This window comes from Alteromonas sp. KUL49 (genome assembly GCF_006538345.1).
GTDB lineage: Bacteria > Pseudomonadota > Gammaproteobacteria > Enterobacterales > Alteromonadaceae > Alteromonas.
Genome location: NZ_BJKL01000002.1, coordinates 213,207 through 231,834 on the forward strand (window position 1 = coordinate 213,207; position 18,628 = coordinate 231,834).

General features: G+C 43.3%; 19 protein-coding genes. 8 read left to right on the top strand and 11 right to left on the bottom strand.

Annotation, left to right across the window (positions count from 1 at the left end):
- The first annotated feature begins 95 nt into the window (after nt 1–95).
- The 3 genes from EYS00_RS04150 to EYS00_RS04160 are packed head-to-tail and all read left to right on the top strand — an operon-like array spanning nt 96 to nt 2,313.
- Nucleotides 96–656 (top strand): Hpt domain-containing protein, encoded by a 561-nt coding sequence (locus EYS00_RS04150; RefSeq protein ID WP_130635301.1) that lies wholly within the window; start codon nt 96–98, stop codon nt 654–656.
- The gene (locus EYS00_RS04155) at nt 656–1,399 is read left to right on the top strand and encodes a pseudouridine synthase (RefSeq protein ID WP_130635302.1); all 744 of its coding nucleotides are present in this window, start codon (nt 656–658) and stop codon (nt 1,397–1,399) included. Before EYS00_RS04150 ends, EYS00_RS04155 begins: the two co-directional genes overlap by 1 nt.
- A gap of 5 nt (nt 1,400–1,404) precedes the next feature.
- Complete coding sequence (locus tag EYS00_RS04160) at nt 1,405–2,313, top strand: ketopantoate reductase family protein (RefSeq protein ID WP_130635303.1); 909 nt, start codon at nt 1,405–1,407, stop codon at nt 2,311–2,313.
- 209 nt (nt 2,314–2,522) lie between these two features.
- Here the strand turns inward: EYS00_RS04160 and lysS are convergent, their stop codons facing one another.
- From lysS to EYS00_RS04175, 3 genes are all read right to left on the bottom strand, one after another.
- On the bottom strand, nt 2,523–4,079 hold the full coding sequence (gene lysS, locus EYS00_RS04165) for a lysine--tRNA ligase (protein WP_130635304.1): 1,557 nt from the start codon (nt 4,077–4,079) through the stop codon (nt 2,523–2,525).
- Nucleotides 4,080–4,102: 23 nt separating this feature from the next.
- Nucleotides 4,103–5,201 (bottom strand): peptide chain release factor 2 gene (prfB, locus tag EYS00_RS04170; protein WP_130635305.1). Its coding sequence is split into 2 segments (ribosomal slippage): nt 4,103–5,125 and nt 5,127–5,201, totalling 1,098 coding nucleotides; the frame shifts between segments, so codons are not numbered across the junction.
- Between the two features lie 172 nt (nt 5,202–5,373).
- Complete coding sequence (locus EYS00_RS04175; protein WP_130635306.1) at nt 5,374–5,946, bottom strand: NADPH-dependent FMN reductase; 573 nt, start codon at nt 5,944–5,946, stop codon at nt 5,374–5,376.
- A gap of 147 nt (nt 5,947–6,093) precedes the next feature.
- Here EYS00_RS04175 and EYS00_RS21155 point away from each other — a divergent pair, with 147 nt between their 5' ends.
- Together EYS00_RS21155 and EYS00_RS04185 are read left to right on the top strand one after the other, a co-directional pair.
- Entirely contained in the window at nt 6,094–7,848 is a 1,755-nt protein-coding gene (locus tag EYS00_RS21155) for a PAS domain S-box protein (protein ID WP_130635307.1), read from the top strand.
- 102 nt (nt 7,849–7,950) lie between these two features.
- On the top strand, nt 7,951–8,322 hold the full coding sequence (locus EYS00_RS04185; protein WP_130635308.1) for a VOC family protein: 372 nt from the start codon (nt 7,951–7,953) through the stop codon (nt 8,320–8,322).
- A gap of 90 nt (nt 8,323–8,412) precedes the next feature.
- On the opposite strand, the gene argS is transcribed toward EYS00_RS04185, so the two are convergent.
- The 4 genes from argS to EYS00_RS04205 form a co-directional block, all read right to left on the bottom strand.
- Nucleotides 8,413–10,146 carry an arginine--tRNA ligase gene (gene argS / locus EYS00_RS04190; protein ID WP_130635309.1) on the bottom strand — a complete coding sequence of 578 codons (1,734 nt, stop codon included), beginning with the start codon at nt 10,144–10,146 and terminating at the stop codon, nt 8,413–8,415.
- Between the two features lie 14 nt (nt 10,147–10,160).
- Nucleotides 10,161–11,750 (bottom strand): peptide chain release factor 3, encoded by a 1,590-nt coding sequence (gene prfC / locus EYS00_RS04195; RefSeq protein ID WP_130635310.1) that lies wholly within the window; start codon nt 11,748–11,750, stop codon nt 10,161–10,163.
- A gap of 133 nt (nt 11,751–11,883) precedes the next feature.
- Nucleotides 11,884–12,336 (bottom strand): ribosomal protein S18-alanine N-acetyltransferase, encoded by a 453-nt coding sequence (rimI, locus tag EYS00_RS04200; protein ID WP_130635311.1) that lies wholly within the window; start codon nt 12,334–12,336, stop codon nt 11,884–11,886.
- Nucleotides 12,337–12,834 (bottom strand): hypothetical protein, encoded by a 498-nt coding sequence (locus EYS00_RS04205; RefSeq protein WP_130635312.1) that lies wholly within the window; start codon nt 12,832–12,834, stop codon nt 12,337–12,339. It lies immediately after the preceding gene.
- A 228-nt stretch (nt 12,835–13,062) separates the two neighbouring features.
- Between EYS00_RS04205 and EYS00_RS04210 the strand changes: the two genes are divergently transcribed.
- Entirely contained in the window at nt 13,063–13,689 is a 627-nt protein-coding gene (locus EYS00_RS04210) for a hypothetical protein (RefSeq protein ID WP_242618643.1), read from the top strand.
- Between the two features lie 265 nt (nt 13,690–13,954).
- Here the strand turns inward: EYS00_RS04210 and EYS00_RS04215 are convergent, their stop codons facing one another.
- The 4 genes from EYS00_RS04215 to EYS00_RS04230 form a co-directional block, all read right to left on the bottom strand.
- Nucleotides 13,955–14,182 carry a hypothetical protein gene (locus EYS00_RS04215; protein ID WP_130635314.1) on the bottom strand — a complete coding sequence of 76 codons (228 nt, stop codon included), beginning with the start codon at nt 14,180–14,182 and terminating at the stop codon, nt 13,955–13,957.
- Complete coding sequence (locus EYS00_RS04220; RefSeq protein ID WP_130635315.1) at nt 14,179–15,033, bottom strand: hypothetical protein; 855 nt, start codon at nt 15,031–15,033, stop codon at nt 14,179–14,181. Before EYS00_RS04220 ends, EYS00_RS04215 begins: the two co-directional genes overlap by 4 nt.
- 1 nt (nt 15,034) lies before the next feature.
- A complete protein-coding gene (locus tag EYS00_RS21245) occupies nt 15,035–15,232 on the bottom strand; it encodes a DUF4224 domain-containing protein (RefSeq protein ID WP_130635316.1) in 198 nt (65 codons plus the stop codon).
- A 458-nt stretch (nt 15,233–15,690) separates the two neighbouring features.
- Nucleotides 15,691–15,978: a hypothetical protein gene (locus tag EYS00_RS04230; RefSeq protein ID WP_130635317.1), complete on the bottom strand. Its 288-nt coding sequence runs from the start codon at nt 15,976–15,978 to the stop codon at nt 15,691–15,693.
- 1,213 nt (nt 15,979–17,191) lie between these two features.
- Here EYS00_RS04230 and EYS00_RS04235 point away from each other — a divergent pair.
- Nucleotides 17,192–18,079: a site-specific integrase gene (locus EYS00_RS04235; RefSeq protein ID WP_130635318.1), complete on the top strand. Its 888-nt coding sequence runs from the start codon at nt 17,192–17,194 to the stop codon at nt 18,077–18,079.
- Nucleotides 18,076–18,627 carry a hypothetical protein gene (locus EYS00_RS04240; RefSeq protein ID WP_130635319.1) on the top strand — a complete coding sequence of 184 codons (552 nt, stop codon included), beginning with the start codon at nt 18,076–18,078 and terminating at the stop codon, nt 18,625–18,627. The genes EYS00_RS04235 and EYS00_RS04240 overlap by 4 nt, the downstream gene beginning before the upstream one ends.
- Nucleotide 18,628 lies beyond the last annotated feature (1 nt).

Genomic DNA, 18,628 nt, shown 5'->3' on the forward strand with positions numbered 1-18,628 from the left:
TTTCGTTTTTTTGTTGCTCTTAGTTATAAGGCTACTGAACTAACGTATAGTGTTGTGCTCAGTGTATTAAGCATTTGCCGTTTAAGGGAGTTTTCATGGACAAATCAGTAACAGTATTAGACTTCGATTTTGGTATGTCGCAGTTAAGCGGCAACAAAGCGCTGTTATTGACGCTACTCAATAAATTTTTGGAAGAGTATCGTTCTCTCAGCGATGATTTAAAGCAACTTATGGCTGACAATGATTTTGATAAGGCCTACTCATTGGTGCACACCTTAAAAGGAGTGACAGGCAACCTTGGTTTATTCGCACTCCATTCGAAAAGCAAGGAAGTTGAAACCAGTATACGTGGTGATAAAACGCTTCCTGATGATTACGTTGCATTTGAAGCGCTATTAAATGAAACCATTTCTGCTATTGAAGCTTTGTCCAACGAAGCACCGGCTAAAGACACCGAAGTAACGGACAACGCACTCGCCAAGCAGGCAAGAGATCAACTTACTCGGGCGTTGAAAGCCAACGAATTTATCTCGCAATCTAAGCTAGATGACTGGATGGACGCACTGGGCTTTAATGCTGATGTTCGCCAAGCTATCGAGGACGCTGTGGATGAACTCGATTACGAAGAAGCCATTGCTACGTTAGAACAAGCCTAGTGACCTATATTCCGGTACTTTTTGACAACAACCATATGGTTGTTGTCAACAAACCTGCGGGAGTACCCATGCATGACAGCGACCGCGGGATAGTTTCATTACTCAAGTCACAACTTAACACTTCAGATCTTTTCTTGTGCCACCGATTAGATACAGAAACCTCTGGCTGTTTGTGTTTAGCCAAAACCAGTTCTGCGGCTGCCATTATTGGCGATGCGTTCGCACATCGCACGGTCAATAAATACTACCTTGCAATTACCGATGCAAAACCACAGAAGAAACAAGGTACTGTGATTGGCGACATGAAAAATCGGCGTAGAGGCCAACATATTTTGACTAAGACGAGAGAAAACCCAGCGGTAACTCAATTTTTTAGTTACGGACTCACGCCGGGTATTCGGGCCTCACTAGTGAAACCGCTAACTGGTAAAACACACCAAATCCGTGTTGCTTTGAAGAGTTTAGGCGCACCTATTTTGGGGGATACCCACTACAATGGCACATCAGCAGACCGCATGTACCTACATGCGTGGCGACTGTCGATTCCCTTCGAGGGTGAAACCATTAGCATAACGGCTCCCACTGAGTCCGGTTTACACTTTACCACCAGTGCGTTTGAGCAGTGGATTGCTGAACTTGATGAACCAGACAAGCTCGCATGGCCTGCGATTGCGCCGTCATTACTAGCCAAGGTTTGCAGCTCTGACGACGTTTCGCACCACACATCAACTAAGCATAACTGAACATCATGTATCACCTTCATATACTGGGAAGCGGCGCTATTGGTAGCTTGTTGGCGGCTGGAGCACAACGCAACGGCCTCGGCTATTCCATGTACCCAAGAACCACAAAACAGTGTTCACTGAATATTACGTGGATAAATGGCGAGCAGTTAACGATTACTCACCACAACGCAGCGCCGAGCTTCCTCACTGAAACCGATGTGTTGGTACTGCCACTCAAGGTTTATCAACTGAGTGAAGCGCTGGCTGCATGGAAACCTTATCTATCACCAGCGACACCCGTGGTGTTATTACACAATGGCATGGGCGGTCTTGAACAAGCGAGAGATATTCTTGGTGATACTCACCCCATCATCTTAGCAACCACCAGCCACGGGGCTTATAAAGCAGATAGTGCTAGTATTGTCTATACAGGTATAGGGTCAACCATGATGGGACTAGCCCCCCACCTTCCAACAAACTGCGTTTATGAAGCAATACAGAAATCTATTGTAGAACGCTTTGAAAAAGCATTTCCTCCTGTTCAGCAAATTGACGATATTCAGAGTGCTTTGTGGAAAAAGCTAGCGGTGAATGTAGCCATTAATCCTCTTACCGCTATTCACGATTGTAATAACGGTCATCTATTACAACCGGAGTTTACCGAAACTATTGAAGGGCTCTGTGACGAAACCTCACAAGTCGCCAGAGCCTACGGAATAAATCTCACTAAAGAAGCACTCATTACCCTAGTAAGGCAAGTTGCAAGACAAACCGCCAACAACTTTTCAAGTATGCACCAAGACGTAGCCAATGAACGCCGTACCGAAATAGACGCCATCAACGGCTACATTGTGTCACTGGCAGGCAAAAAAGGTATCGACGTTCCGTTGAATACACTTATGGTTGAAAAGGTGAAGATACTCGCAAGTTGATACCGCTTTGAAGGTGAGGGTGAGTAAACACAAAGACGTTGTTGATAGTTTCGTCCAGAGTCGAAGTTAACTACAACTTAGACGATTTGATAAATTTAAAGAGGGTGGAGGCCTTCAATGAGCAAAGCTTCGCTGGCAGGGATGCCAGCGCAGAGCCTACATGGACGTATTTACGGCGTCTTTGCGATTGATGGCCTCCACCTTCTCACCTAATCTGCGTCAGACTCTTGTGAAGTCTGAGGCTTCATGTGTGGGAACAAGATAACGTCTTTGATGGTTGAACTGTCTGTGAACAACATTGCCAGACGATCGATACCTATACCCTCACCTGCCGTTGGCGGAAGACCATACTCAAGGGCGCGAATATAGTCGTCGTCAAAGTGCATAGCTTCATCGTCACCAGCGTCTTTCTCTTGAACCTGCTTAGCAAAACGCTTTGCTTGGTCTTCTGAATCGTTAAGCTCGCTGAATCCATTGGCTAGCTCGCGACCACCCACGAAGAACTCAAAACGATCAGTGATGAACGGGTTGTCGTCGTTACGGCGCGCCAGTGGCGAAACTTCCCACGGATACTCTGTAATGAAGGTCGGCTGCTCTAACTTCTCTTCAGCAGTCGCTTCAAAGATTTCACAAAGGTACTTACCAGCACCCCAAATGCCATCGACTTCAGGCTCTTTAATGTGAAGCTGCTTAGCCATCGCCTTAAGCTCATCCAGATGTGCTTCTGGATCGCGAATTGCTGCTTCATTAGCTTCTGGCCAATATTTAAGAATGGCTTCGCCCATGCTCAAGCGGTCAAACGGTTTACCAAAATTGTATTCAACTTCTGAAACCACGTTGCCGTCAGTGTCTTTCGCCGTATTTTTGATAATTGTGGTACCAAGAATATCTTCCGCTAAGGTGCGAAGCATATCTTCAGTCAGGTTCATCAAGTCGCGGTAATCTGCGTAGGCCTGATAGAACTCTAACATGGTGAACTCAGGGTTGTGACGTGTTGACAAACCTTCGTTACGGAAGTTGCGGTTTATTTCAAACACACGCTCAAAACCACCTACTACTAGGCGCTTGAGATAAAGCTCTGGCGCGATACGCAAGTACATATCGATATCAAGGGCGTTGTGATGCGTTACAAATGGCTTAGCTGTTGCACCGCCCGGAATCACCTGAAGCATTGGCGTTTCTACTTCTAAGTAATCGCGCTCAGTGAGGTAGTTGCGAATGCCATTAACGATTTTGCTGCGGATCATAAATGTCTTACGGGTTTGCTCACTCGTAATAAGATCCACATAGCGCTGACGGTATTTAGTTTCTTGGTCACTTAATCCATGGAATTTTTCTGGCAACGGTCGAAGTGCCTTGGTCAGTAATTCGTACTGTTCCATGTTCACGTATAAGTCGCCTTTGCCCGACTTATGCAATGCACCAGCCACACCAATAATGTCACCAATATCTAAAGCACCATACTTGGCTTTCAACACTTTTTGTGTGTCTTTGTCAGCATAAGCTTGAATACGACCAGTCATGTCTTGTAGCAACATGAAAGGTCCACGTTTGGCCATAATACGACCGGCAATGCTCACTTTATTGTCTTGCGCTTGCAGGGTTTCTTTGTCGAGTTCACCGAACTTAGCCTGAAGTTCTTCAGCGTAGTTTTCACGACGGAAGCTATTGGGGAAGCCGTTAGCACGGCACTGCTCTCGAATAGCGCTTAATTTAGCGCGACGCTCGGCAATTAATTTATTTTCGTCAGTTTGTTGGTCTGTCATAACCTTCACTTTACTTGTTCGGTTTATAGCCCTGATTTAAGGCTAGCTTCGATAAATTTGTCTAGGTCACCGTCTAGTACGGCTTGTGTATTGCGTGTTTCCACGCCTGTACGTAAATCTTTGATACGAGAGTCATCCAATACGTAAGATCGTATTTGGCTTCCCCATCCAATATCTGACTTACTGTCTTCCATCGCTTGTTTTTCGGCGTTTTGTTTTTGTAGCTCAAACTCATAGAGTTTAGCTTTCAACTGCTTCATCGCCTGATCTTTATTCTTGTGCTGAGAGCGGTCGTTCTGACACTGCACTACAATTCCCGTAGGTTCGTGAGTAATACGTACGGCAGAGTCAGTTCTGTTAACGTGCTGACCACCCGCGCCCGACGCACGGTAGGTATCAATACGTAAATCAGCTGGATTGATATCGATATCAATGTCGTCATCAATTTCCGGATAAACAAACGCCGACGAAAATGATGTATGACGACGATTGCCCGAATCAAAGGGAGACTTTCTCACCAGGCGGTGAACGCCCGTTTCAGTGCGTAGCCAACCAAAGGCATACTCGCCATCCATACGAATCGTTGCACTTTTGATACCTGCAACGTCACCGTCTGAAACTTCGATAAGCTCAGTCTTAAAGCCATGAGCTTCACCCCAACGCAAATACATCCTTAACAGCATATTTGCCCAGTCTTGTGCTTCAGTACCACCTGAGCCTGACTGGATATCGATGTAGGCCACACAATTATCATTGGGGCCAGAAAACATACGACGAAATTCGAGGGCCTCGAGTTGCTTTATCAAGCCATCAAGTTCAGCCTCGGCCTCGTTGAAGGTTTCTTCGTCTTCGGCTTCAACAGCGAGCTCTAAGAGTCCTTCAACGTCTTCCGTGCCTTGGTCAAGCTTGTGAATAGTTTCAACCACTTGTTCTAGAGAAACTTTTTCTTTTCCCAAGGCTTGGGCTCGCTCAGGTTCATTCCAAACCTCAGGGCTTTCTAGTTCACGATTAACTTCTTCTAAACGCTCTGACTTTGTATCAAAGTCAAAGATACCCCCTAAGCGCATCGGAGCGCTCGCGAATATCTTTTATAGCGTTGATTACGGGATTTACTTCAAACATAGTCCGCTATCATGATGAATCAAATAAGACCGCGGATATTAACGAATTTAGCCGAATTTAGATAGGGTGAAGGCGTAATTTAAGACACTTATTTAACGTGAAAGAATGGAAAGGCTACCCACGAAGTTCGCTCACTCCATTGTGGGTAGCCCATGTCGTAAAGTCACTGAATTTATGCGGTGAGCTTTTTAGTCAATTCTGCTGTTTCAGCGCCTAGTGCTTTCAACTGAGTCAGTGTTTTTTCGTCAACAACCACACCATTCTCATCAACAAGTGCATGAGCTTTGCCAATCGCTTTTTGATTAGGCGCCACTACCATACCTATGTTACCCAACAACATGCGAAGTACACTGAGTACGCGCAAACCTCCCAGGGCTCCCGGCGATGACGCCATAATACCCACCGCTTTACCTTTGTACGCCTGAAGCGGCTTTTCTCCTTCCGCCATTCGAGACGCCCAATCGATAGCGTTTTTCAATACCGCTGGATAGCTGGAGTTGTACTCGGGCGACGCAATAAGAAAACCATCGTGCTCTAGTAGCAACTTTTTAAATGCCAATGCGTGCTCTGGCATACCCAATTCAGCTTCAAGATCCTCACTAAAAATCGGCATTGGATAATCTGCCAAATTAATAACAGTGACTTGTGCGCCAGCCTCCTCGGCCCCTTTGGCCGCCGCCTCGACCATAGCTTGATTGAATGAACCACGACGAGTGCTTCCTGAAAACGCGAGAATTTTGGTCATAACTTACCTTTAGACTAATTATTAACAGTGAATCTTATACGAAGGTCTACCCTTATAAGTTGACGCCAACCATATAAAAAATCAAGGCATCACCCCGCGAGCAGTTGTAGCGAGTGTAAACTTAATCGACAAGTGAAAAGGACGCTTATGTTTTCATCGTGGTTTAAACCAGCACAAGAAAATCAAAACAGTGTACTCGAGCAGTGCATTGACGCCGTGGTAAGTATTGACGAAAACAATAATGTTACGTTTTTTAATCCTGCAGCCGAACGGTTATGGGGATATAAAGCTCACGAGGTTATTGGTCGCAATGTAAAAATGCTTGTACCAATAGCAATTCAAAGCAATCACGACAACTACGTGAATGCCAACAGAAGAACAGGCCAAGACAAAATTGTGGGAACGTCCCGCGATGTGGAGTTAGAAACTAAAACTGGTAACAAAATTTGGTGCAACCTGTCTCTTTCGAAAGTCGTTGTAGGAGGCAAAATTAGTTACACAGCTTTTGTCAAAGACATATCCGCAGAGAAAGAAAACGCGGAACGCATCGACCAAACCCTAGAACAATGTATTGATGCTGTGGTGACCATTGATGAAAACAACCTTGTCGTATTTTTCAATAAAGCGGCAGAAAAATTGTGGGCTATTTCGCGACAGGAAGTACTCGGCAAAAATGTAAAAATGCTGGTACCGAAAAGTATTCAGCCAAACCATGATAATTATGTAAATACCAACAGACGTACTGGCAATGACAAAATTGTCGGAACCTCTCGTGATATCCAACTGAACACTTTTGATGGCAGACAGCTCTGGGCAAATTTGTCACTCTCAAAAGTTGAGTTAGGAAACAAAATTCTGTACACCGCTTTTGTCAAAGACATTACTGAAGCAAAGTTGCAACAAGAAGCGTTTTCTACTTTATCCTTGGTAGCCAACGAAACAGACAACTCAGTCATTATTACCGACGCCAATGGATTGGTGGAGTACGTAAACCCTGGATTTAACCGTTTAACAGGTTATTCACTAGGCGATATTAAAGGAAAAACGCCAGGCGCTGTGCTTCAGGGGCCAAATACCGATCCGGCTACTGTTGCTCGAATTAGTGAAAATTTAAAGCAGCGAAGAGCGTTTTACGACGAGATCCTCAATTATGATAAGCAAGGAACTCCTTACTGGATTAGCTTAGCCATTAACCCTGTGTTTGACGAGGCAGGACAACTTACGAAGTTTATATCAATACAAGCCAACATTGACCAAACTAAGCGAAAAGCCCTTGAAAATGATGTTCGCTTGGCAGCTATCAGCGAAAGTAATATCGTGATGGAATTCTCCCATTCCGGCGCTCTGAATACCCTCAACCCAATGGCAATGAATGCGCTTAGAGTCTCAAATATTAATGATGCACAGCATTGTTTAAAATCTCTCAATGACTACTTGTCAAATGACCAGTGGCAAGCGCTCAAAAGTGGAAAAGGGGTTAGAACGACGTTAAGTGTGTCTATCAATGAAGGGCGTGATGCTGGTCGACTTGACGTTAGTGTATCGCCTGTAATGAATACGGAGGGTGATTTAGACAAAGTCCTCGTATATGGTTCTGATGCATCTGAACGCAATGCCGTAATATCAAAAACTCACGGTGCTATGTCACAGGTGTTGGACAGAATAAGTGGCATCATTCAAACCATCAATGGTATTTCTGACCAAACCAACCTGCTTGCCTTGAACGCAGCCATTGAATCTGCACGTGCTGGTGAAGCTGGGCGAGGTTTTGCTGTAGTAGCTGAAGAAGTGCGAAACCTTGCCTTGCGCACTACAGATTCTGCTGGCGAAATCAGCACGCTCATTGAAGAAACCAAAGAACACGTTGATCAGCTGTCGAGCTACATGGAAAAGGAAAAGTAGTTTTTCGATAAAATACTGTACACATATACAGCATAAAACTATAGTTAGAAACACTCCTCAACAAGAAGGAGTGCTAAATTAACAAGCAGCGAGGATGGATTCATGATTGGTTATGTCACATTAGGTACAAACGATTTAGCAAAAGGTGCAGAATTTTATGATGCACTGTTAGCTGAACTTGGTGCTGGCCGCTTTATGGAAGATGATACTTTCATTGCATGGGCAGCTAGCCCAGATCAGCCCGCAATTTCAATAACAAAACCCTTTGACGGGAACGCCGCTACGATTGGTAATGGTGTAATGGTAGCAATGCAGGTAGATTCTGCTGAAAAGGTCGACACACTATATGAGAAAGCAATGGCTTTGGGTGCTACTGATGAGGGAAAACCGGGTTTTAGGAGTGATAACTTTTATGCTGGTTACTTTCGCGATTTAGACGGTAACAAGCTTAACTTTTTCTACTTCAAAGAATAATTGAGCAACAGCACCGTTCATTCATGTACTTTGCATATTAAGTGAGGTAAACGGCGATCCGCTTACCTCACTCATGTGATAGAGCCTAGGTTACATCTTCTCTAGAGTTTCAATACCAAGCAACCCTAGCCCTTGTCTCAAGGTATTTGCAGTAAGTAGTGCCAGCGAAAGACGGCTATCGCGAACAGGTTCGCTCACATCATCTTTTAAGATTGGGCAAGCCTCATAGAAGCTCATAAATGCGCTTGCGAGCTCGTACAAGTAGGTACACAACACGTGAGGAGTGGCTTCTCTTGACACTACGCCAATGACTTCTTCAAATTGAAGCAGTTGTACTGCCAATGCATGCTCTTTTGCATCTTCAATAGCAATCACAACATTCAGGGTATCTGCATTTATGCCTGATTTTCTGAAAATACTTTGAATACGAGTATACGCGTACTGTAAATAAGGAGCTGTGTTGCCTTCAAAGCTCAACATGGTATCCCAATTGAACATGTAGTCAGTAGTGCGGTTTTTACTTAGGTCGGCATATTTTACCGCGCCAATGCCCACAATACGGGCAACATCGGCAAGTTCTTGCTCACTTAAGTCGTTGTCGCGTTCGGCAATTAATTTACCGGCACGTTCTACCGCTTCATCAAGTAATTCAACCAACTTAACAGTACCACCAGTACGGGTTTTAAATGGCTTTCCGTCACTGCCCAGCATCATACCAAACGGGCAATGCTCGTAAGTTTGTGCTTCGGTCATAAAGCCCGCTTTACGGCCAACGATTTCGGTTTGCTTGAAATGATAAGCTTGTCTTGCATCGGTCAGTATAAGGGTTCTGTCTGCACGCAAGGTACCGCTGCGATATCGCATTGCCGCAAGGTCGGTAGTTGAATATAGGTAGCCACCACCAGATTTTTGCACAATGTAAACACCAGGGTTGCCCTCTTTATCGGCAAGTTCAGGAATGAAAACAACCTGTGTGCCTTGGTCTTCAACGGCTAAGTTTTGTGACTGAAGATCTTCGATAACCTTTGGTAGATCAGGGTTATATGCTGACTCTCCCATAATATCTTCACGCTTTAAGCTAACGTTAAGCTTGTCGTATACTTCTTCGGAATGGGCAATAGATACATCAATAAATTGCTTCCACAAGGCAAGACATTGTTCGTCGCCGCCTTGAAGTTTAACAACATAATCACGTGCTCTGTCGGCAAAGCCCTCTTCTTCGTCAAAGCGAACTTTGGCTTCACGATAAAAATCTTCTAAATCAGACAATGCCGTTTCAGCCACTTCTTCTTGAGCGAGCTTGTCGGAAAGGTGCGCTAGCAGCATACCGAACTGTGTTCCCCAATCTCCCATGTGGTTTTGACGAATAACCTTGTGACCCAGGAACTCCAATACTTTAACCACAGCATCACCGATGATAGTGGTACGTAAATGACCGACGTGCATTTCTTTGGCTAGGTTTGGCGACGAATAGTCAACTACGATGGTTTGTTCTGGCGCTGAACTTACACCAATGCGCGCATCGGCTAATGAGGCTTCACAAGCCGTGCTCAACCAAGCATCGCTGATGTGAATATTTATAAAACCTGGGCCAGCAACCTCTAACTTAGTCGCAATATCATCAAGACTCACTGCGGCTACGATATCTTCTGCAATATCTCGTGGCTTTTTACGCAATTGCTTCGCCAATGCCATAGCACCATTAAATTGGTATTCACCAAACTCTGGTCGCGCACTTCGCGCAACAGGAACGGGGGCGTTCTCTACACCCAGTTTTACAAGAGCTTCACTGAAACGGTTTACCAATAGAGCGTGTATATTCATAGTTTGTCTTAGTCTTAATTTTCGCGAGTATTTTTGAAATCGATATCTGGGTAACGTTCTTGCGACAGTTGCAAGTTCACCATGGTCGGCGCTATGTAGGTAAGGTTGTCACCACCATCTAGCGCTAAGTTTTGCTCTGCTTTTCGGCGGAATTCGTCGAGTTTTTTCTCGTCACTTCCATAAACCCAGCGTGCAGTGGCAACGTTAACATGCTCGTACATGGCATCAACGTTGTATTCTGCTTTTAATCGAGCAACCACCACGTCAAACTGAAGTACACCGACAGCTCCGACAATCAAATCATTGTTAGCCAATGGACGGAAAACCTGTACTGCACCCTCTTCTGACAGCTGAATAAGTCCTTTGAGCAACTGCTTTTGCTTAAGTGGATCTTTCAAGCGAATACGCTTAAACAGCTCTGGTGCAAAGTTTGGAATACCAGTGAAGCGATAAGAGTCACCCGCAGTGAAGGTATCGCCGATTCGGATGGTGCCGTGATTATGCAACCCAATAATATCCCCTGCGTAAGCTTCTTCTAACAGCGCGCGATCGCCCGCCAAGAAAGTTAACGCGTCAGAAATACGCACGTCTTTGCCAATCCGCGTATGGCGCATTTTCATGCCTTTTTCATACTTACCGGACACAATGCGGCAAAAGGCAATACGGTCACGATGTTTGGGATCCATATTGGCTTGAATCTTAAATACAAAGCCACTGAACTTTTCGTCTGTTGCATCTACCGTACCTGCGTCGGTCTCGCGACCTTGAGGCTTAGGCGCCCATTCAACCAGGCCGTCCAACATATGGTCTACACCAAAGTTACCCAATGCAGTACCAAAAAATACCGGTGTGAGTTGGCCGTCTAAAAACAACTCTTGGTCAAACTCATTCGATGCACCAGTGACAAGCTCCAGCTCTTCACGCAGCGTTTCCGCGAGGTCTGAACCAACGGCTTCATCTAGCTCGGGGTTATCCAGTCCTTTGATGATACGTACATCCTGAATCGTATGTCCCTGACCGGTTTGATACAAAATGGTTTCTTCACGATGCAGATGGTACACACCTTTGAAGCTTTTACCGCAGCCAATAGGCCAAGTAATGGGCGCACATAAAATATCTAGCTCGGTTTCTACTTCATCAAGCAATTCCATGGGGTCACGAATATCGCGGTCCAGCTTATTCATAAAGGTGATGATGGGCGTGTCGCGAAGGCGGGTAACTTCCATAAGTTTACGGGTTCTGTCCTCAACACCTTTCGCAGCGTCGATCACCATTAAACAAGAGTCAACCGCGGTAAGGGTACGATAAGTATCTTCGGAGAAGTCTTCGTGTCCTGGGGTATCTAAAAGATTGACCAAATGATTACTGTATGGGAACTGCATCACAGAGGTAGTCACTGAGATACCACGTTCTTTTTCCATTTCCATCCAGTCGGACTTAGCGTGTTGCCCTGACTTTTTACCCTTTACGGTACCAGCGGTTTGCAGAGCGCGACCAAAAAGAAGGACCTTTTCGGTGATGGTCGTTTTACCGGCATCCGGGTGAGAAATGATTGCGAAGGTACGACGCGACGCAATTTCAGTGGCCAATTGAGAATTTGTCATAGATAAATCTGCACAGCGGCACCACGCAACATCATGCTGTGCCGAAATATTAATACGAGTTTAGAAATTGCGCGGGATTATACAAGAATACGTCCGCTTGTTATAGCGGATTACATTGAATATTTATCCGCGACTAGTAAAGGCTTAACCCCATTATCACCGCATCTTCACGGCCATTTTCGGTGGTGTAGTAATCTTTGCGGATGGAGACCTGTTCGAAACCTAAAGATAAATAAAGCGCTTTTGCGACAGAATTTGATGCTCGCACCTCTAACCAAAGTTTTTCTACACCACTATCTTTACAATAGCTCACAAGGTGTCGCACTAGCGCTTTACCAAGCCCCTTGCCCCTTTGCGATGACGATACGGTAATATCAGTTAGCGTAGCTTCATCAGCAATGCACTGAACAATGGCATAGCCTTGTACACTATTAGCATGTGTAACTACCCAGCAGCGATAGGTTTTGTGCGTACTTTCACAAAAAGTATTGAATGACCAAGGCGTCACATGGGCACTTTGATGTAATCCATGTGCTTGCTGAAGCTGATTGTCATCAATGTTTTGGCTAATAAGCTGAATATTCATTTATTGCGTTGAATTCGCTCTTTCGCATAAAACCTGCCACAAGGCTTTCTTGTGCACAGCCGTTAACTCAGAGGGTATACAAGGCAACACCAAATGGGTTGGTGTAAGTTGAAATGCCTCGCCCACAACAATTTGGCTGCTATTAAAAGTCATTCCACAAATCAAAGTCGCGTTGAGAACGTCATCAATAATGGCCTTACTAATGCTGAGTTCTGACGCAGATAATGGGGAGAATTCAGGGATTGATGGCGCGGATTCCACAACTGGCACTTCTGGCTGAGGTGTTTCATCTGTCGATGTGGCCATCACTTGACGAAGTGCTGATAATCGCGCCTGTTTCTCTTCTTTATTCAGTGGGGTGCTGGTAACGGCAGCAACCTGAGGTTCTTTTTGACTCACCACTTGTTGAACGTTATCTGTTTGATTTTCCGACTTTGCGACGAACACAGGTATTCCCATGTGTTGGAGAATAGCACTTTGATAATCGGATAAAGACATTAGATAATGAGGGCGAGTTGCAAAAACTTGCCTTAGTTTATAACAGTAAGTCGATAATTGGCAGTACCGAGGGTCGATCTTCTTTTATTATCATGGACTGAAGTACGAAAATAAACATACCGAATGGCGTGAAGTCACTGGTTATATTGAACCGTCACACCTAGACAACTAAAAGGTCAATTAACATTGTTTTACCATAGCTTAGGAATACTTAGTTCCGTTGTTTTCATGCTAACTTGGTATGGTTTAACTCGTCAGCTCATCAAAATTTATAGACGTCGACAATCAAATCTTTTAGGTACAGATGGTTTATCACTGAATCAATTTGGCTCGAGTTTTTTTGCCTTTTACGCGAGCTTTATTGTAGGAATAGCGTCTGCCGATTTTAATCACTACTTAGTGTGGACACGAACAGGGGCGCTCTTTCTCACTTTGTGTGTACTTTATTACCTATGGCAAGATCGGCCGTCGTTACGGGTAAGAAGCGTATTATATGGATCAACTGCCTGCTTTATCGCTGGGTTTATTGCTATGAGTTTTAGACCCCTACCCGCCTATATTATTCACAACACTGACATTATTGTGGTGGTCATTACTCTCGTATTACTGCAAGGGACTATTGCTCAAATACGTATGCTGTATCGTAATCAAGAGGTTGGGGCGCTCTCCTTCTCGTTGTTACACAGTATTCTGCTCAAAGATGTCACGACGCTAGCGTTTTTATTCACGCTACCTATTGCGACTGCCTGGCCTCTAATACTATTGAATGGATCGAGCATTGTGTCTCGTGGAATTTTACTTCTGTTGATGAGGCGAAAACAGCGATTAGCTAATAATTCATCACTAATGCATTAAGGGTGATTTATACAGATGTTTGGTAGAGACTATAATGCTTAATTTGAAGCGTTTGAGAAAGCCACTGAAAGTGGCAGGGGTGGAGGGACTCGAACTTCACCAATCTGAAAACCAAAAAAACCATTTACTTCAACAACTTAATTCCATTATTAAAACCGACAATAATTTCATATTTGTCTATTTTTAAAAAACATCCCTGTTTTTTAAGCTTACATATTCGGTTAAACCCTAGTACCACTAAGATACCAAAATTTATAGGGTTTGCCTATTTAGTTAAAATACCTAACTTATCAAGATAAACGATATTAGATTGATCTTCCTGAGCTAATGGGGCTGGGTCCACGTCTAGAACATCTCTGTAGTAGAATTCCTTAGTTACGGAGATAGAAGAGTGGCCCATCAACTGAAAAGCTTTTTCTAACGTTCCTGTTTTCACTGCCGCAACTGCCCTAAGGTCGTGTTCGGTAAAGGTTACACTAGGCAAGTATTTCATTCGAATTGCTTTGTGCTTCGCCGTACACCAAGCATTTTGAAAGCTCTTAGAGCTGCGCCTAACACCATTAACAGTAACAAAAAAATCCCAATTTTTTTGAATGGTGCTGATTTACCAAACCTAAGTTCTTTTATCTTTAATAAAATTTCCACTAACTCATCATCATATCTAACACGCATACCAAATTGATTCTTACCGTGTACAATTCTGATTCCTACATCGTCTAACATACTAGCGTTTAATCTGAGCATGTCGGCTTGCCTTATACCTAGCTTCAATTTTAAATCGATATATAGTTTGAGCCAGTCTGGGCAGGCCTTCTTGAAACTTTGTATTACTGTATCACTTGGGATAAAACCTTTGCTTGGAACAGGAATTTTTTTTACTTTCCTTGCAGGGTTTGAATCAATTAAACATTTATCCTCGGCATAATTAAGAAATATATTTAACAGAGTCAGTTCATGGTTAGCTCGAGTAGCCCTATGAAGTTGATTATCCATGTAGAGTTGTATTGCGTCGCGAGTGATTTCGGCTATCTTAAAACCTCTAAACGTTTCCAGAAGCTCACAAAAGCAGCGTGAATAATCTTCAAACGTTGATTCTTTAATTTCTCCAATTCGTATTTTACGTTGCAGTACAGTGTGTCCTAACTCCTCAAATGTAGTTGGGTTACTCTGCTTTTCAATAACATAGTCAACTCTTTGATAATAAGATTTGATAGCTTCAGCATAGCTCTTGCCTAAACTAATATCTTTCTTTTTGCCGTTTGGTCGAGTTATCAAAAAATAAGTCTTAGACTTTTCGTTAAAACTCATACCTTTCGGAAGATTGTATTTGTTGCGTCTTCCCATATCAATCCAACCTATTTTCAACAGTCCGTCTCAATATTATTGGGTATTCCCACGAATCAAGCTCGTGTGGAATCCTCATCCTTATAAGCTGCTGTACTTGCTTTTTCTTTTGTTTAAAGCCAGTTAAACGAGCAACTTCTTCTTGCGAAAGGAAAAAGTCAGTAGTACGCAAAACATTGTTGGCGTTCAAAGGAATCATGGTGTGTCCTCAAACCGAGACCTGGAAAACAACTAGTACTTCTATTCAAAAAATATAGGAATAGATTACAAAACAAAAAGTTGCCCTGCATAGGTCAATGAAAATTTAGCTATTGAAGATGTAAAATCTATGGACGATTTTAAGTAGGATTGACATTAAACCTCATCGAGAATAGCTGCGTTTCTTAAGTTATTCGAATGGAATAACTAGGGACTCTATTCGCGATGACTTTAGTTCCTTTGTCTCGCTGTTGAAGTGTTCTTCTTGAACTTTTTACAAGTTATTCCCTTTTTACGTCTTTTTCAATAATTTTTCCAATTTTTCGTTGCAATTATATGTTCAAGGACTATTGACAATAAAAATGAGAAAATCTCAAACCGCAATGAATAGTGAAGAACGATTAGTCCCATTTTCTAGAGTATAAAATTACGAGCCAACTGATTAAAATTTTACCAAGTTCAATCGAGCTTCTGACCAGTGAAAGTATTATAATATTCACCATCGATATTCTGTTTATACTCCCCATCGAAGGTTTTATATACTTTCCCACTAAATTGGTCAAAAGCGGGATCACCGCGGCCCGAAATATAAATAGGTTCATCCTCTTCTTTTGATTCAGACGTTAACGTTGCTATCAGGATCCTTATAAAACCCATTATCAAATAGGTTAGACCGCGCAAAATCGCCTTAAACATGCTGCTAAGGTCAGCTCCATTGTAATGACTATCATTAGTGCCTTTTTCCATGATGAGTTTGCCTCCTCTGTGTTTAAAATGAGACTTAGCTATTCAAATATATTTCATGTAGTAAGATTTGATCTATAACTGGATGGTTTTGAAGCCCGAGCATTCGGTTCAAATAGCTTCTTTGAATTCTCTAACCATTAACCTTTAGTGTCGCTATTTACGAAATTCTCTCAACAACTTTAACCATATAAGATACTGAGGCTAAAACAAGGTTTTTGTAAGCCCCAAACTATAAGTTTGTGCATGCACAAACTTATTAAAAGAAGCATTTCGCCTGAAAAGCCCCACTAAAACCAAAAACCTCATCGATTTCGGCTATCGAATTTTATGTTAAATCACTCTTTTCCCTTTTAAATCACTAAAAGCCACTACTTTTTCTAGAGTTTTAGGCATTACAAACAATATTAGCCAGCAAAGCATCGAAATGACGGGTCATTTCGATAGATGCCGCTGTGTAAACGTTGGCTACGCCTCCGAACACAGCGGCATCTATGGCTTTAGTGGCTTACGCGCAATTTTCTCTCGCAAACTCGTTTAGTGCCGTGTATTGAAAATCTATAGCTCCATCAAACTCTTTTTTTTACCTGAAAATTTCACGTACTTTTCTGTGCTCTAATTAATTTCGAAAAAGGTAGTGGCTTTGACACTCGTGCGCTCGCGACCACGTTAAACCATTCGGCGCTTGCCTTGCAGCAAGTACGGTCACCGTCCGGCATAAAGTGCAAACGGCTGCTCAGGCTTGAACCTGAGTTTTACTTCATTCCAGTAACGATAATCGAAATAGGAGAGACACGATGCAAAACGTCAATAAGTCTAAAGCCACGTAGCGGTGTAAACGCTGAGTATCTACCCCACTCTACTAACGGGTAGCGCTTCAGAGGTACGGTGATAGTCAAACCTGAAAACCGCGCAGTGTTTTCAAACTTGGCGAGGCTATATGTAGGCGAAAGCGGACATATGAGTCGACCCTGTGATTTCAGGGTTTTGTTCTTACAAAGTGAGGTAGTAATGTTGTCTAATATCAATTCAGAGTTGGCGTTTATTCGTCAATTACGTAAACGAAAACGCTACAGAAAATCTATACTGGATAAATTTCAACCGGAAATTGAACAGTTGTTTTTACATGGTGCCACTGGCACCGAAATACAATTTTGGCTCTCACGAAACAAAGTAAAGGTCAGTCTTTCCACTGTGTCTCGATGGCTGAAAAAACATGGCTATATTCGCTAAACCTAAAGCACAAGCCGCCAAAGTAATGAAACGACTGCAAGGTACCGTTATTGAGTCTGTGGGTACCGTACGCAACTATGAACAGTGCCTCAGTGGCGTTGCTAAATTCATGAAGAGCGACGGAAACTTCAACGGCCTGATGTCTATGACAATCGACCAAGCTATGCGCTATTTGACAATAAGAAGTGAGGAGGTCGGGCAAAAGCAACTAGACATGGACAGACAAGCGATTCAAATGATGTTTACCCACGTTACTGGTGTATTGAGTAAAGACGACAAACTTCCAGTCGTAAAATCAGAATATAAACAACTTCTTCAATCTCGTGCCTACACTGAATTACAAGTTAACGAGATAACCAAGCGCCAACGCTATCATAACGCCTTAGCCACCCGTATTGCTCATGCGGCAGGCCTTCGCGCGCACGAGCTATACACTTTGCGTCTCCTCAATGAACAATCGCCCAGTGAGCGCAGAGCTACGCGCACCGATAAATTCACAGGGTTACCAGGAGAAGCCTACACCGTAGTAGGAAAAGGCGGTTTGATACGCGAAGTGCGCATTCCATATGAGCTAGCTAAAAAGCTCGAATCATTACGTTTAACCATCCCAAAACATATTGTTGACCGCAATGTGCATTACAAAAGTCACTATGCGGTAACAGGAGGCCAATCGTTCAGTAAATCATTCAGTCAAGCCTCGAAAGCAACATTGAGCTGGTCGAATGGTGCACATGGTCTTCGTCATAGCTATGCACAAAAACGCATGGATACGCTCAGAGCAATGGGAAAAAGCTACAACGCAGCACTTGAGATTGTTAGTCAAGAGCTTGGTCACTTCCGCCCTAGTATTACAGAGGTTTATTTAAGATGAAAACTATCTCTATTGGAATCATTCTCTTAATATCAATACTCATTGCAGTTTGGCTCTATTTCACGCTACCCAGCTATGCGCTGTTGGAAAATCGAAACGGACAATGGGTATTAGCTGCTAGAGGTTGGTCTATCATAAAATACTGCTGGCCACTGATAACCGTTGCAGTCTTAGTCACCATTTGTGTTGTTTCACTGATCGAGTATAGCGTTTTAGTCGCTAAAATTAACAGGCTAAGGAGCGAGTACGAAGAGAAAGAACGCTCACTTACTAGCGCTTACGAGAGCAAACTGAATTGGTTTAAGCGAGACTTTATATCTAAATTTGAGGCCAAAGCAAAAGAAATACACGACAAGGATGTGAAACTCACGAGGCAAAACATCGCTCTTATGACTCAGCTGAAAGATGCAAACTGTAGAGCTGAAGCTGCAGAGCAGGAGGGTAAGCGTAGAAAAAACAAGCAGGAAAGAGCTTCCTTTGCTTTAGGTAAGCTAAAAGCGAAGATGAAGAAAAGAGAGAAGGTTTGTGCATGCACAAACAATCTATAGT

Coding starts and splice junctions, on each gene's coding strand:
- EYS00_RS04215 (WP_130635314.1), bottom strand. CDS start 14,182: ATGAAATACTTGCCTAGTGTAACCTTTACCGAACACGACCTTAGGGCA.
- EYS00_RS04160 (WP_130635303.1), top strand. CDS start 1,405: ATGTATCACCTTCATATACTGGGAAGCGGCGCTATTGGTAGCTTGTTG.
- EYS00_RS04205 (WP_130635312.1), bottom strand. CDS start 12,834: ATGTCTTTATCCGATTATCAAAGTGCTATTCTCCAACACATGGGAATA.
- prfC (WP_130635310.1), bottom strand. CDS start 11,750: ATGACAAATTCTCAATTGGCCACTGAAATTGCGTCGCGTCGTACCTTC.
- argS (WP_130635309.1), bottom strand. CDS start 10,146: ATGAATATACACGCTCTATTGGTAAACCGTTTCAGTGAAGCTCTTGTA.
- EYS00_RS04175 (WP_130635306.1), bottom strand. CDS start 5,946: ATGACCAAAATTCTCGCGTTTTCAGGAAGCACTCGTCGTGGTTCATTC.
- EYS00_RS04150 (WP_130635301.1), top strand. CDS start 96: ATGGACAAATCAGTAACAGTATTAGACTTCGATTTTGGTATGTCGCAG.
- EYS00_RS21155 (WP_130635307.1), top strand. CDS start 6,094: ATGTTTTCATCGTGGTTTAAACCAGCACAAGAAAATCAAAACAGTGTA.
- rimI (WP_130635311.1), bottom strand. CDS start 12,336: ATGAATATTCAGCTTATTAGCCAAAACATTGATGACAATCAGCTTCAG.
- EYS00_RS04210 (WP_242618643.1), top strand. CDS start 13,063: ATGCTAACTTGGTATGGTTTAACTCGTCAGCTCATCAAAATTTATAGA.
- EYS00_RS04185 (WP_130635308.1), top strand. CDS start 7,951: ATGATTGGTTATGTCACATTAGGTACAAACGATTTAGCAAAAGGTGCA.
- EYS00_RS21245 (WP_130635316.1), bottom strand. CDS start 15,232: ATGATTCCTTTGAACGCCAACAATGTTTTGCGTACTACTGACTTTTTC.
- EYS00_RS04240 (WP_130635319.1), top strand. CDS start 18,076: ATGAAAACTATCTCTATTGGAATCATTCTCTTAATATCAATACTCATT.
- lysS (WP_130635304.1), bottom strand. CDS start 4,079: ATGACAGACCAACAAACTGACGAAAATAAATTAATTGCCGAGCGTCGC.
- EYS00_RS04220 (WP_130635315.1), bottom strand. CDS start 15,033: ATGGGAAGACGCAACAAATACAATCTTCCGAAAGGTATGAGTTTTAAC.
- EYS00_RS04230 (WP_130635317.1), bottom strand. CDS start 15,978: ATGGAAAAAGGCACTAATGATAGTCATTACAATGGAGCTGACCTTAGC.
- EYS00_RS04235 (WP_130635318.1), top strand. CDS start 17,192: ATGGCTATATTCGCTAAACCTAAAGCACAAGCCGCCAAAGTAATGAAA.